Annotated in this window: 13 protein-coding genes; 7 read left to right on the forward strand and 6 right to left on the reverse strand. The window is 63.2% G+C overall.

The window, feature by feature from the left end; translation table 11 throughout:
* Positions 1-68: 68 nt before the first annotated feature.
* A complete protein-coding gene (locus NEF64_RS17205) occupies positions 69-1,949 on the forward strand; it encodes a methyl-accepting chemotaxis protein (RefSeq protein ID WP_234387266.1) in 1,881 nt (626 codons plus the stop codon).
* Positions 1,950-2,003: 54 nt separating this feature from the next.
* Entirely contained in the window at positions 2,004-2,345 is a 342-nt protein-coding gene (locus NEF64_RS17210) for a PilZ domain-containing protein (RefSeq protein WP_252574278.1), read from the forward strand.
* A gap of 63 nt (positions 2,346-2,408) precedes the next feature.
* Here the strand turns inward: NEF64_RS17210 and NEF64_RS17215 are convergent, their stop codons facing one another.
* The 5 genes from NEF64_RS17215 to NEF64_RS17235 all read right to left on the reverse strand — a co-directional run bounded on the left by NEF64_RS17215 (position 2,409) and on the right by NEF64_RS17235 (position 10,714).
* On the reverse strand, positions 2,409-3,587 hold the full coding sequence (locus tag NEF64_RS17215) for an acetyltransferase domain-containing protein (protein ID WP_252574280.1): 1,179 nt from the start codon (positions 3,585-3,587) through the stop codon (positions 2,409-2,411).
* A 9-nt stretch (positions 3,588-3,596) separates the two neighbouring features.
* Positions 3,597-5,666 (reverse strand): TonB-dependent siderophore receptor, encoded by a 2,070-nt coding sequence (locus tag NEF64_RS17220; protein ID WP_252574282.1) that lies wholly within the window; start codon positions 5,664-5,666, stop codon positions 3,597-3,599.
* Between the two features lie 477 nt (positions 5,667-6,143).
* Positions 6,144-6,455 (reverse strand): hypothetical protein, encoded by a 312-nt coding sequence (locus NEF64_RS17225; protein ID WP_252574284.1) that lies wholly within the window; start codon positions 6,453-6,455, stop codon positions 6,144-6,146.
* Positions 6,452-7,030: a hypothetical protein gene (locus NEF64_RS17230; protein ID WP_056408967.1), complete on the reverse strand. Its 579-nt coding sequence runs from the start codon at positions 7,028-7,030 to the stop codon at positions 6,452-6,454. Before NEF64_RS17230 ends, NEF64_RS17225 begins: the two co-directional genes overlap by 4 nt.
* A gap of 1,551 nt (positions 7,031-8,581) precedes the next feature.
* Positions 8,582-10,714 (reverse strand): S8 family peptidase, encoded by a 2,133-nt coding sequence (locus NEF64_RS17235; protein WP_252574286.1) that lies wholly within the window; start codon positions 10,712-10,714, stop codon positions 8,582-8,584.
* A 734-nt stretch (positions 10,715-11,448) separates the two neighbouring features.
* Here NEF64_RS17235 and NEF64_RS17240 point away from each other — a divergent pair.
* The 3 genes from NEF64_RS17240 (at position 11,449) to NEF64_RS17250 (ending at position 12,640) form a co-directional block, all read left to right on the forward strand.
* On the forward strand, positions 11,449-11,655 hold the full coding sequence (locus NEF64_RS17240; protein ID WP_252574288.1) for a ParD-like family protein: 207 nt from the start codon (positions 11,449-11,451) through the stop codon (positions 11,653-11,655).
* A gap of 41 nt (positions 11,656-11,696) precedes the next feature.
* Positions 11,697-12,107, forward strand: a complete 411-nt coding sequence (locus tag NEF64_RS17245) for a Cif family virulence factor (protein ID WP_252574290.1) — start codon at positions 11,697-11,699, stop codon at positions 12,105-12,107.
* Positions 12,108-12,178: 71 nt separating this feature from the next.
* Positions 12,179-12,640 (forward strand): hypothetical protein, encoded by a 462-nt coding sequence (locus tag NEF64_RS17250; RefSeq protein WP_252574292.1) that lies wholly within the window; start codon positions 12,179-12,181, stop codon positions 12,638-12,640.
* Between the two features lie 425 nt (positions 12,641-13,065).
* Here the strand turns inward: NEF64_RS17250 and NEF64_RS17255 are convergent, their stop codons facing one another.
* Complete coding sequence (locus NEF64_RS17255) at positions 13,066-13,245, reverse strand: hypothetical protein (protein WP_252574295.1); 180 nt, start codon at positions 13,243-13,245, stop codon at positions 13,066-13,068.
* Positions 13,246-13,251: 6 nt separating this feature from the next.
* Between NEF64_RS17255 and NEF64_RS17260 the strand changes: the two genes are divergently transcribed.
* Together NEF64_RS17260 and NEF64_RS19400 are read left to right on the forward strand one after the other, a co-directional pair.
* On the forward strand, positions 13,252-13,413 hold the full coding sequence (locus tag NEF64_RS17260) for a retropepsin-like aspartic protease (RefSeq protein WP_252574298.1): 162 nt from the start codon (positions 13,252-13,254) through the stop codon (positions 13,411-13,413).
* Between the two features lie 221 nt (positions 13,414-13,634).
* Positions 13,635-14,021 carry a cyclic-phosphate processing receiver domain-containing protein gene (locus NEF64_RS19400; protein ID WP_420833719.1) on the forward strand — a complete coding sequence of 129 codons (387 nt, stop codon included), beginning with the start codon at positions 13,635-13,637 and terminating at the stop codon, positions 14,019-14,021.
* Positions 14,022-14,105 lie beyond the last annotated feature (84 nt).

The following is a 14,105-nucleotide window of genomic DNA, read 5'->3' on the forward strand; positions in this document are numbered from 1 at the left end:
GCACTGCATTCCCGCCTATTATAGAAGTCGAAATGTGTCCCAGTACGGAACAGGCCAGCAAAACTATGATGACGAAGTCCCGGTCGCGTGATGCGATGTCGCTGACCCGTATGATCCGGATGGCGGGCATGGTCCTGTTCGGACTGATGCTGCTCTGCGGTGTGACCGGCATCGGCGCGGCGTGGATGCAGAGCGCCGCGCTGCACCGCCTGACCGATGCGACGACGCTGCTTTCCAATCACCAGGGCGCGGACATGATGCACGACGCGATCCGCAGCGACGTGCTCGCCACATTCCAGGCGGCGGAGCCCGGCAGCGCGATCAAGCCGGATGATATCCAGAAGGATTTCCGCGAGCATCTCGTCGCCCTGCGCGAAGGGATCGCAGCGGATTCGGCGTACACCGGCGACGCCGCGGTCGCCGCGGTAACGTCCAGGCTGGCGGCGCCGATGGAAGCCTATGTCCGCGTCGCGACGCAGGTCATCGATCGCGTCGGCCGCGATCCGGTCGCCGCGCGTGCGATGCTGCCCGGGTTCTTCGATCAGTTCCGCGTGCTCGAAGTGTCGATGGGCACGGCGTCGGATGCGATCGAGACGAATTCGACACGGTCCGCCGAGAAAGCGGAGCAGCTCGGCACGATCGCGATGATCCTGCTCGCCATCACGCTGGCGGTCGGCATTGCCGGAACGCTGGCGTTCGTGATGGTCGCACAGCGCCGGGTCGTGCAGCCGATCGTGGTCCTTGCCGGCACGATGCGCGCACTCGGCGACGGCAATCTCGCCGCCGAGGTGACCGGCGCGGATCGCAGCGATGAACTGGGCGACATGGCGAAGGCGATGCTGGCGTTCCGCAACCAGCTTCAGGAGGCCGAGGCCGCGAAACAGGCACAGGCCGCGCTGATCGTCGACAGCCTGGGCACCGGCCTCACCGCGCTGGCGCAGGGCGATCTGACTGCCGAGGTGGTCGCGGACCTGCATGCGCCGTTCACCGGGCTCAAGAGCAACTTCAACAGCGCGCTCGCCAGCCTGCGCGGGCTGATCGGATCGGTCGCGCAAGGGGCGATGATGATCCGGACCGGATCACAGGAGATCGCGCAGGCCAGCGAGGATCTCGCCCGGCGCACCGAAAGCAACGCGGCCAGCCTCGAGCAGACCGCGGCCGCGATCGCGCAGATGGATCAGCGCCTCAAGGCTACGGCGGTCGCCGCGGGCCAGACCGTCGAGCGGGCGGACGGCGCGATCACCACCGTGGCGGACGGGCGCAGGATCGCGGACGAGGCGGTCCAGGCGATGACCCGGGTCAGCGAAAGCGCGACCGGGATCGACAGCGTGATCGAAGGACTCGACAAGATCGCGTTCCAGACGCGCGTGCTGGCGATGAATGCCGCGGTCGAGGCAGGGCGTGCCGGCGAGGCGGGCCGTGGGTTTGCGGTCGTCGCCGACCTCGTGTCCGCGCTCGCCATGCGAGCCGAGGAGGAAGCCGGACGCGCGCGCGACCAGCTGACCGCGACGCAGGCCGATATCGGCACCGCGGTGGAACGCGTGCAGCGGGTCGATGGTGCGCTGTCGGCGATCTCGACGGATGTGCGCGGCGTGCACACGCTGCTCGCCGGGATCGCGGACGACAATCGTGCTCAGTCGAGCGCGATTACCGAGGTCAGCATGGCGGTCGGTGCGATGGACCAGGCAACGCAGCAGAATGCGGCGATGGTCGAACAGACCTCCGCGGCGGCGCGCAACCTGACCGCCGAAGTCGCAGCGCTGTCGGACCAGGCGGCGAAATTCCGCATCGAGGGCGCGCAGCGTGGCGCCGGGGCATTTCGGCAGATGATCGAACGACCGGACCTACAGGGCGACACGCGCCTGCGCTCGTCTCCATCGGCGACCACCACGCCCCCCGCCCCGGTTGGTATCGACGAGGACGCGGATTGCGGGTTCGCCGCCTTTTGACGCGAGCGACGCGTGCTTAACGCGGCATTAGGGTTGATGGCCTAGATGTGGCGTATGAAGACCTACCGCCGCCTCGCCAGCGACATCAGCCACGATCTGCTCGATCGACGCAATTGCACGCGTCGTGCGATCAGCCTCCCCGTGACGATCGTCACCGGCTTCGGCGACACACACGCGGCGATCGTTCAGAATGTCTCGTCCCGGGGTTTCAATATCCAGTCCGAATATGGCGTCACGATCGGTCGGTTTCTCTCGCTCGACATACCCGGGCTCGCCCAATATCCCGGTTGGGTGGCGTGGTCCTATCTCGGGGGATTCGGGCTGGAGGTCGCCAACCCGATCCCCGAACAGGTGATCGAATATATCGTCGCGATGGCCGTCAGACACGCCGCCTGAGCTGCGGCATGCCCGGCGGGGGCCGCGTGATCGCGTCGTCACCGCACCGATGCGGACCTGCCATCAGAAAAACCGCAGCCACGCAATATCCCGACGACGCTGCTTCAACCGTGCGAACCACATCGTCGGAAGCGCAAACGGCATGATCAGGGCGACGTACCATATGAGCACCCAGGCATAGCCATCGACCATGAAGACCGCGCCGTCGGTCGGCCCCCACCACGCCAGCGCCGCGTGATAGAGGATGCGCAGCATGGTGAGATGAAACAGATAGAAGAACATCGGTGCGGCGCCAAAGACGGCCAGACCGGAGACAAGCCGTGAGCTCGCCAGTCGCTCGCATTGCGCCAGCAGCAGCGCTCCGCCGCCCAGGGTCGGCAGCAGGAACAGGAGCGACGGCGGATATTTCGTCATCGACAGGAAGCTGATCGCCGTCCGCAGCGGGCTGTTGTCGACCACATGCCGGGGCGCGTCGCCATAGAGGTTGAACGCGCGCAGCGTGATGAAGCCGACGATCATCCCGATGCCGAGCCGCGTCAGATATCGCCAGCGCTGCGCGGATTCGACCATGCGGTCAAACCACGGCCCGATCGCGTGACCGAGCAGCATGACCCCCAGCCACGGAAGGATCGGATAGGTCGTCCTGGCCAGGAACCCGAACGGCAGGGCGATGACGTCGCGCTGGTGCAGCAACGCCCAGACCGGAAACAGCGTGTCCCCCTGGTGCAGCCGAACGGGATCGAGCAGATTGTGGCCACACACCAGCACCAGTCCCAGTGTGATCCGTGCCGGCCGGGGGAGCCCTATCAGCCCGGCGAGCAGGATCATGCACAGGCCGAGGCACCAGATCACCTGCAGCCAGAAGGTCGGCTGCGGCACCACCCCCCAATAAAGCGGTGAGAGGTACAGCACGTCGATCGCCATCAGCAGCACGCCGCGCTTTGCCAGGAAGGCGGCGGTTTCGCGCGGCGTGTGGCTGACGCCGAAGAGATAGGCGGAAAGGCCGGTCAGCGCGACGAAGATCGGCGCGCAGAAGCTGGCGGCGAAGCGCGCGATCGCGAGTGCCGGCATGACCGTGTTCGCATCCACCGGATCGGGCATGGGAACGAGGACAAGCCATGTCTCGCGCAGATGGTCTAGCAGCATCAGGATCATCACGATCCCGCGCACCGCGTCGATGCTCTCCAGTCGCCTGCGCGGGATATCGCGATCGGGTGCGGCAGCGCGCGTCTGGTCCGTCATTATCGCCATTCAGAATTCCGCTCGCAGCGACGCGCGCACGGTGCGTGGCGCGCCTGGATAGATCCAGACCGAATTGTACGAGCTTTGCGCGTAGCGCTCGTCGAACAGGTTATCGACCTCGGCGCGGACCGTCAGCGAACTCGATAGCGGAATGTCGGCGGACGCCTTCACCTTAATATAGTCGGGCAGCATGAGCCCGCTGGCGTCGGTCGCGCCGGACCGCTTGCTGACATAGGCGACGCCGCCGCTGATCTGCCAGTCCCGGCCGGTGCCGGGATCGAAGCGGTGCACGATGAAGGCCGTCGTCGAATGATCGGGGACGTTCAGCGCCAGCGGCGTGGCGAACGACCGATCGTCGGTGCGCGCCCGGGTCCAGGCATAGTTCACCACCGCCTGCCACCCCGCGGCAAGCCGCAGCGAGGCATCGAATTCGACGCCGCGGCTCGTCAGCGATCCCACCGGCGCCAGGAAATTGGCGTCGTTCGGATCCGTCGTGAGGACGTTGCTCTTTTTGATATCGAACCACGTGAGGCCGACATCGATACCGCGCCAGCGGCCCGCCGCGCCGATCTCGTAGCCATGCCCCTGTTCGGGGGCGAACGCGACACCCCCCGCGCCGCTGCCGGAATTCAGCTGGAACGACTCACCCCAGTTGGTGTGGACCGAGAGCGCGTCGCTGACGGCATAGCGCGCACCCAGGCGGAAGTTGACGGGGCGCCCCCTGGACACGGTCGTCGCCTTGACGAGATTGCGCGCGAGCTGCTGCCGATAGGCGTCGAGGCGGACGCCACCGACGAGATCGAGCCGATCGGTCACCGCCCAGGCGTCCTGCGCGTAGAGCGACACCACGCGCCGCGTTTCGCGCTGATCGATACTGGGCAGAAGCGGCAGGGCCTGTGTCTCGCCGTAGACGGGGTTGAAGACGTCGATCGCATAGGGATTGGCGGCGGTCGGATTTCGCCGGTTCAGCAGTTCGAGATAGTCGAGCGTGTAGCCCTTGATGCCCAGGCTCGGACGATGAAGCCCCAGCGCCTGCACTTCGCCGCGCACTTCGAGACGCGCGGACAGATCCTCGACTTCGTAACCCCGTTCGCGGCGCTGCCGCCACAGCGTGTGTCCGTCGACGAGGCGCGACGGATCCGCCGAAAAGCCCCGCAACGTGCCGGTCCGATAGGCAACGCCGCCGACGAGCGACCATGTCCCGCCCAGCCGCGCTTCGCCGGTCAACTGATGGCGGGTGTCGCGTGCGCGCGTCGGCCCGTTCGAGGGTTCGCCAAGGAACCGCGACGCCGGCAGCGCGAGCGGATCGCCATCGACCGCCGCCACACCGCGATCGAACGGCGCGTCATAGACGATATGCTGGGCGAGATAGGTGAGCCGTACGGCGTCGCTCGGCCGGAAGGTCAGCGACGGGGACACGACGCGGCGCTTCACCGTCACGAAATCGCGGTACCCGTCGCTGTCTTCGGTCGCGACCACGATCCGCGCGGCGAGCGTCCCGGTCAGCGGCCCCGTCGCGTCGAGTTCGATGCGGCGCGTGTCGAACGAACCATAGTTCAGCGTCGCCGACGCCTGTGATGCAAAGCGCGGCGTCTTGCTGACCATATTGACCCGTCCGGCGGGATCGATATCGCCGAAGACGGCGCCGGCAGGGCCCTTGAGGATCTCGATGCGCTCGATCGTCGCGGGGTCCCGCGCGGGGGCGCTGCCGCGATTGGCGATGAAGCCATCGGTATAATATTCGCCGCCGCCATCGGCGGTGCTCAGGAAGCCGCGGATCGCGAAATTGTCGGCAAAGCCCCCGCGATTATTCTGCTGGCTGCTGCCGCTCACCAATTCCAGCGCGTCGCTCAACCGGTACGTCCCCGCCGCCCGCAGGATGTCCTGTTCGAGCGACCGGCTCGATTGCGACATGACTTCGGTCGCGCGATCGGAGGAAAGCGTCGCGTCCCGCGATGTCCGGGTCCCCAGCACGACGATCTCGTTCCGCTCCGCTGGCTCCTCGACGGCCTGCGCAACCGCTGGCGACCCTGCCATCATCCCGATCGCGCCAAGCGTGTGCCGCAGCCGAAGCGGCACAGCCCCGCCCGATAATCGTGTCACAGTCCGCATCGTCCAGCGTGCCAAGAGACTTCCTCATATGCGATGATATGTTGTCTCCTAACGTCACCACTCCGCTATGGCAACGCGGCAGTCCGCAGTGGTGGCCAGGTGTACCAACGATCGACCTGAACCTGCAGGGCAGGACGCAAAACAAGAAGCATCGAGCTTTGCCGCCCGTCCTCCCGACGCTCGATCGCCGGCTATGGGCCGAATACGCGACCTCACGTAAATCAAATTGGGGAACCGCGCCGGCCTCGGCTGGCTGGTCAATTATCACGGGCGAGCGGTGCAGGATGTCGACCGGGCCTGGGACACCTTGCTTACGAAGCTCGGACTGCCGAGGGCCGCGAGTGGCGCTCCTACCTATTGCGCCACAGCCTCACGACGCTCGCGCGCAACCGCGGCGCTACGAAGTGGGATTTAGAAGGTTTCATGGGTCACAGCGACGGCCGCTCAGCCCCTCGCGTCGCGCAACGCTTCCAATCTAGCCAGCTTGACCGGGTCGTCAACTGCAAGAGCCTCTTCAAGATAGTAGCCATAATATATGTTGCGCACCACCTCTTGCGCCTCGCCACTATATTCTTCCGCTATGATCGGAAACGCGTTCACGAGCTCACGGAGAAATCCCTTGTCCATCTCTTGAAGATGGCTAGCTAAGGCTTCCATCATCTTCACGGCGGTGTCAGGGTTAAGTTCCTCGTCGTCGGTCAGTTCGAGGAACACGGCATACTCCGCGATAATTTCTGCAACCTGCATAGCGATCATGGCTTCACAACCCTTACGTGGATGTTCGTGATGCTCATCTGCTTGAGCAGTTTCAGTGCTTTGGTTTTCTCGACAGGCGTAGGGACCTCCCACGTCCCGATCAGACGGTGTTGTGCCAATACCTCCGACTGCCGCAAAATCTGGGCCCGCGAACGAGGCCTGTTTACGACAGCCCATTTTCGGTCGACCATATAATCGCCCTGAATGCCGTCAAACTTCACCGGCCGCTTAGAACCGTTGGGCATCGTCCGCATCAACGTTGGCGCCTGACCGGCGCGCGCGCCGGGCGTCGAATCGTTATAGGGTTTCCAAGGCATTTTTGACTTGGTCGTCTCCTTGACCCAGCCGATTTGCGGCGGGTCAAAGGTTATACGCGGCCTCGCGATAGCGAGTCGACGCAATGCGGCAGCCTTGGAGAGCGCCGCCCCCGGCGCTACCGTCAGCGCGACGTTCCCAGCAACCTTTTCTGCGGCGCGACCGATGTCCCGCGCCGAGGCGTTGGCAACGGCGCTTGCCGCGCGGGAGGCCTGGATATGGGCTGGGGCATCCTCAGCAGCGATTGCGGTGTCGATCATGGCCGCGATGCCACGGCCGGCGTTGCGAACAGTCGTTACCGGATTTGTTGTTAGCGCAGCATGGACTCCCGCCGCGGTTCCTTCCCCAACATCATAAAGTCCCTGACCGACGCCACCAACGAATTCGGCGACGGGGTTCGGCTGACCACCGGGCCGCGCTCCCGGGATCCACGTGGACTGCACCTTGGCCGACCTGCGTTCTACCGATTTCGGGTTGTCGCCCGTGAGCGATCGGGCGCGGGGCGTTTCAGCCTTTGGCGGTTTTGCGGTCCGCGATGTATGATTATCCCCTGGGCTTGGAGCGCGACCGCTCCCAGAACGCGCACAATCGTTTCTGGCGCTCGTCGTATCGGTTTGGGTCGATCCATCATGGCGCCCCGCGCCTGCAAATGTAAACCGGCCGTCCGCCGGATCATGCCATGGATTGAATTTGAGTTCGAGACCGTCAGGACCTAGCGCCGATGGCACCATGCCCGTCCGTAGCCACCGTGAAAGTGCGGTCCGCTTACCGTGCCTGATGTCTGGACCATGCCATCCCCCGCCTATCGCTGCGGCGAGAACATCTGAGCAACATTATCCTACAAGTCAAGCGCAACGCGAGCAAATCTTAAAATTCGCCCTGCTCGACCGCACCTTTGTAGTATGGTGCCGCTTACAGGACTCGAACCTGTGACCCCCGCATTACGAATGCGCTCTGTTCACTAGAAAACCGCAGAAATACGTCGTTTGAGTGACGTGATCGGACCTTCGGGGGCCCCAATTTTGCAATCTGCGATACCACTGCGATACCAAGCTTGCGACGATGGCGATATGAATGCTTAGCGACAGTCGCCCATTCGATACCGCCGCCAATAGCTGTCCCATCGGACTGCGGCGCCGGCGGCCAGAACCGCACATGAGAGCGAGCGACCATCGGGCAATGTGCAACGGGCGACGACACGACTGTAGCTTTTCCCCTGCGGCTGGCAGACCAAGCGCTCGCCCAGCGTTAGGTTCGACACAATGCGTTGTGAACGCCCGGCAGCACGGTTGTTGCAGGTATAATTCACCCGTCGAGCATCGGGCCGACGACAAGGTGCAGCGCTTTCAAAATCGGGGGCTTGGACGCCGGCTACACGAACCTTAATCCCGTTCGAACACCAAAGCGGGCCATCGCCGTCATGAACGCGGGTTACGGTACGCATGAACGGCGGGGCGAGCGCGGCTGCGAGAAACGAAATAGGCGAACCGCTACGGTGGCAGATTCAGTTACCCACTCCCGAAAGCCGCCCGTCGGCGCACCACCACAGAGCGACATTCGGCCCGGCGATCGACCAAACGACTGCTGACGCCGTCGAGCTGCCAAATGGCGGACGGTCCGATATCTCCTCCAATCCCGGCTACCCCGCGTAAAGTGTCAATTCGCCCTCAGCCGGAACCGACCCCTTGCTGCTTCCGTTACCCTCTTCCTTGGATCACTGAGATCCCGTCCAAGGCTTGGTAACTGTCTTACGACCAGGACAGCCAATCCAACCGCGTCATTCATGACCGACAGTCCAGCTGCCCCGAGTGTCAAAATCCGCGGTTGAAGCGTACCGCCAGACCATAGTCGGTCTGAATATTCGCAAAATTGCCGGGGTCGCGGCGCAGGAAGAGATTGGTTTCAAGGCCGCCACCGAACGCGGGCAGGCCGTACCGGGCCTCGATATCGAGCTCGCGGCCACTTGGCGTGAGGTTAAGGTGCTGCGTGGTCCAGCCGGTTACCTGGCTGGTCGCATAGTCATAGTCGGTCGGCAGCGCGAGATCGATCCCGCCCCTTGTGACCCGCAGGGGCTTGGCGATGCGCAGGCCGATGCTGTCAGTCCCGAACAGGCCCGCCTTGCCGATATCGGCTGCGAATGCTCGGGTATGGAGCATGCCGCCGCCGTTGAGACCGCCGCGGATATGCGTGCTGGACCAGCCTTGGCGAAACGAGCCGCCGACCGACCAGCCATCGCCGCCGTCGAGCCGCGCCTTGGCATCGGCAAACCAGCTCGCTGCTCGCGCAGCGCCTAGCCCGGCATCGAGTCTCGCACCTAGAAACGTATTCTGCTCGCTCATCCGGGTAGCCGAGACATACGTCGACACCGCGCCGAATTGCCGATCGACACCGATAGCGACGCGCTCATAGCCCGACCGCCGCCAGCCGGTACGCGCAAATCCATCTGCCTCGCGGCGCGACAGCACATCGCCGGTTTCAATCCCCGCAGTCACGCCGAACCCGCCAAAACGCTGCCGCACCGCGCTCGACGCCCGCGCGCTGCTGTCGAAGCCGAGGCCCGACATGGTGGCAACGAGAAACGCCGGTTCATGCTGGTCCGTCAGCTGCGCGGTTATTGCACTCGATCCCTGCGCAACGCCGAGCCCGAACGACAGCGTCTCGCCAAGCCGTTGCGTCATCGTTGCGGCAATCGCGCGCGATTGCCCGGCGTCGAACCCGCTATTCGGACCAACGTTTGGATAGACGTCGGCCCTGGTCAGGATCAACCGCCTATCATCATTGTCTGTGCTACCTGATCCGAAACCACGGGACTTCGGCACCAACGTCATCGACGCGGTCATGCCGCCACGTGCCACGGCAACCGCCCGGGTCCTTGATTGGAGCATGCCGCCCAACGTTGGCGACGGTGCACTGCGGCCGATCGTCGGGGCAAGATCGGTCGCGAAGGCACGGGCGTAGCCGTCGAGGACGACCGCGCCCAGCGACCCCTGCGCGGCATCGCCCATCGGTGCCGACAGCATGCCGTTGGTGACCATCGAGATCGCAGATCTCGACCCCGCGACCGACGTCGTCCCGAGCGGCTGGAATGCGCGCGTCAGGTCGAGCACGCCATTGCCATAGATCGCGTCGACTCCTGCCGCGCCGGCATCGCGCGCGCTCTTGAACAGGATGTCGACGATCTGCGCGCCACTAAGATTGGGGAACGCCTGTGCGAGCAAAGCGACGGCGCCGGAGATTTGCGGGGCGGCGAACGACGTTCCCGACCAGAGGAAATTAGCCCCGTTATTGTCCGGTGCGGGGACCCGCTCGCCGACTGCGGTGAGAAAATGTGCAGCGCCCGTGCCAGCCTTGTCACTGAACGTGGACAGCGTGTCGCCTGCACCGACCGAACCCGCGATGATCACCATGTTGCGGGCGATGCTGTCATTGGCGACATTGGTGAAGGGGTCGGGATTGTCGGTACCGTCGTTGCCTGCCGCGATCACCACGATGATCCCGGCCAGCGTCGCACGGCCGACTGCATCCTTCAGGCTTTGCGGCATCGCCGATCCGCCAAGCGAGATATTGATGACCTTCGCACCTGCTGTCCGCGCGGTATCGACGCCGCGGGTGATCGCATCGGTGAAGAACTTGCAGCCCGATTCGGCGTCGTCCGTGGTGCCGCCGACGCAGGTGCCAGGGCGATCCGCGCGCAACACGATTAGCGTTGAATCGAACGCGACGCCGTGCGTGCCGGTGCCATTGCGCCTCCCTGCGAGGGTGAAGGCAACGGCGGTGCCGTGCCCTCCCTCGTCGTCGATCGATGTGTTGCCGGCGACCCCGGTCGAGGCGGTGGAGATACGGCTACCGAACTCCTCGCTTTGCAGGTCGATGCCGCTGTCGATGACGCCGACGCCGATGCCCAGGCCGGTCGCACCCCTATTATAGGCTGCGAGCGCATTCATCGACACCGCACCCACCGTCGCACGATATTCGCGTGTGTCGTAATTTGTCGCTGCCGGAGCGGGTGTCGGTGTCGGTGTCGGAGTCGGTGTCGGAGGGGGCGTTGGTGTCGGTGTCGGTGTGGGCGTTGGTGTAGGAACAGGCGCTGGCGTGGTTGGCGGGACGGATGCGTCAGGCGGCGTCGGTGTCGAATTGATGCCACCGCCGCTGCTGCCGCATGCACCGAGAAACAACCCGCAGCTCAATGCCGCCGATCGTAGGAGGCCCGCCTTCGTGCCGCGCATCACATCCGCCTTATTTTATCGCTTGTGATTTACTGGAATGGAAAGGGTTGCACGGTGGTTAACCTCAGGAATTAATTGTAGATCTTCACCAGAGCGCTTTTCAACCGAGCTGGATCATCGGGGATCTACACGGCGGTCGTTTCTGATTCACGATCTGTGCTGGCGAAAGAGGCTGGTATGGATGGGCCGGGCTTTATCGCGTGATTTGCGGGCCGTATCGTTGCAACTATTAAAGGCAGGCTATCGTGCCGACGACTGGCGGAACGGTTCGGAGTCAGCGCGGTGCGCTTTCTTAATCAACCATCGATTCCGAGAACGCCGATCCCTTCTTGGCCGCCATTGCTCTGCGGAAAAGCGGGGCATCGGGCCGGGCCAGGCAGGCCCAACAGCTATTGACCCTCGAATATACGATACATATACGAAGCGTATATTTGGAGTATGGGGATCGAGTTATGGGCTTGGTTAAGATCGACGATCAACTGCACGAGGAAGCCCGCCGCGCCAGCGCCGTCATGTGCCGGTCGATCAATGCCCAGGCCGAGTTCTGGATGAAGATTGGGATGCTCGCCGAGGCCAATCCAACCATGGCCTTGAACGACATCGTGAAGGCGCAACTCGCGGAGGCGAACTTCCGCTTGGTCCAGCCGCTCGCGGCTTGATCGAGCGCCTTCAACCATCCCGACCACTTGCTAGGACTGACATGCCCTTTCACGACGAAATCACAGACTTCTTCGGCCGCTACGTCGATGCCTTCGCGCGCGAGGACGCCGACACGTTAAGCGAGCTATGGGACGAAGTTGGGCTGTTCCCCACCCCTACCGGCAACTTCGCTATGCCGCGCTCCGCGTTCCGCGACCATTGCGCCACGCTGTTCGGTTTCTATCGGGCCCAGGGCGTCGTGCGGCCGGAAGGTGCTCTGCTGTCCGCCGACGAGCTGTTCCCGGGCGTTGCGCAGGCGCGAATGGCCTATCGCATGATGGGCGCCGACGACACTCCGGCGGCCGAGTGGGAGCATGTCTATGTCCTACGGCGCACCGACACTTGGCGCGTATCGCTGACCATAGCGGATGGCGAGATGGCGACTTGGACGGCCAAAGGCGTTCAGCTCTGATCGAATTTGCTGCCGCTCAACGATTCCCGAAATACCATCCTTTCCGGGATGACCGGCGCTATGAAAGGCTAATGACAGTTGGTCCGGCCCTCTCGGTGTCCTTGAACGCGATCGGCAAGGTGATGGCCGAAGCACATGATCCTTGGTGGATCATCGGGAGCGCAGCGGTTGCCCTTCACAGGGTCGATCCCGGCCATGTGGCTGACGTGGACGTGCTGTTGAGCGTTGCTGACGCTCAACGCATCCTGCCGGCAATCGGCATTGAGCTCGGGTCAGGATCGCCGCACGCGGCGTTCCGGTCGAGCATCTTCGGCACTTGGACCGGGACTGCATTGCCTGTTGAGTTCATGGCAGACTTCCACCGTCGATCAGGAGAAGCATGGTTGCCGGTGCGACCAGCGACGCGACAGCCAGTTGAGGTTGACGGTTTGGCCGTCTTCATTCCCGAAAGGGTGGAGCTACAACTCATGCTCACTGCTTTTGGCCGGCCCAAGGACATGGAGCGCGCCCGAAGCCTAGCAGCCGTATCGTAGGGACTTTCCTAAAATTCGATGGGTTGCGAAAAAGCCGTTGCCTTCCCGCTTCACCATCCTTTTCGAGAAGGGCAGCTATCGCCAACTGCCTCCTGAAAGCTGCCTGTCCGTTCCCCACCATCTCTTGGCGTTCAGCTCCTTCGGGGGCGTCCATCGTGCCCGAAAGCCGGCGCGCAGCTATCGGGCGGGAAAGCAGCTATCGGGCGGGAAAGCTGCCAGCCTGCAAGCGTCCTGATCCAGCACGTCAAACCACATCTCGCCCTTGATCGGCTTCCCGCCGCCAACGTCATGTGTGCCAGGCATCCATTCACAGAACTCGGTGAGCGGGATCAGGCAACGGCCTTCCGGGGCCTCCAACCGCGGTCGCCAGCGCTTCAGGTCGCGGACATTCGTGATCGGGTACGCGCTCCTTTGCCGAGCAGGTCTCAGCTCATGACGTCAAGCCCGATCACACCAGCTTCGCGTCGGATCACATAGGCTCGACCGCGGAACACGAGCTCAACTGGGTTGAAGCGATTGTCCATCGGCTTGTCGGTGAGCCAGCCGCCACCGAGCCGTTCGATCAGCGTCTTGGGCTCACCCCGGTTGCGCGCGCGGTTGCCCATCAGAAAATGCCGGCGACGGCGAACGGCGACGTGCGCGCCAAAGCCGGCACCGTCGATACACTGCGCCTTGGTGGAATCGGGGCCCGCCAACTGAACGTGATGATAACACCGGCGCTAGGAGATACTGACGTTCTCGGCATGAATTTCTTGTCAGAGTTGAAATCATAGCGCGTCGAGGGGCGCACCTTGATCCTCGTGTCGCGTAAGTCAGGCCCTACGGCGGCAATTCCACAATAGTAACCCATATTTCGAGATGAGCTGTGACGCCTGTGATGCTAAACAGACCATCCATGCTGTACAATACTTTACTATCAAAGATACGTGATGTAAATTAGATTAGTTTACGCAATCTATCACAATATAAATTCTCAAATTATCGGACTTTTGTTATTTTCAAGAAGCTATTTCTCGACGACGAGCGGCAACCACCCCCCGGGGACTGGTTAGTGGCGCGCGATGCCTCGCATTTCGGAAAAATACTAGAAAGCAATGAGCTGTCTGTTATCTCATTCGATCATGATCTAGGGTACGATCAGGCAGGCAGAGAGCTTCCGACTGGCCAGCACTGCATGCGCCTGTTACTTGAGGAGGCGATGGACCGGCCAGACACGCTCCATCGACTTCGTCTGGTTATCCTACACAGCGCGAACCCCGTTGGCAGAGCGAACATGCGCGGCCTACTGGAAAGCGCACAACGGCATGGCATTTTGCCTGCCGTGCAGATCGTTGAGCGCCCGGTCACAAGCTACCCGTTGGCAGCCTGGCCAGTGGAATGATTAGAGCATGCGAGCTCACGCTCGTGGGCGTGAGACAGGTCCGGCTCAATCGTCGTCCCAGCGCGTTGAAGATGGGTAACGCTA

It is taken from the genome of Sphingomonas aerolata (assembly GCF_023935825.1).
Classification (GTDB): Bacteria; Pseudomonadota; Alphaproteobacteria; order Sphingomonadales; family Sphingomonadaceae; genus Sphingomonas; species Sphingomonas aerolata.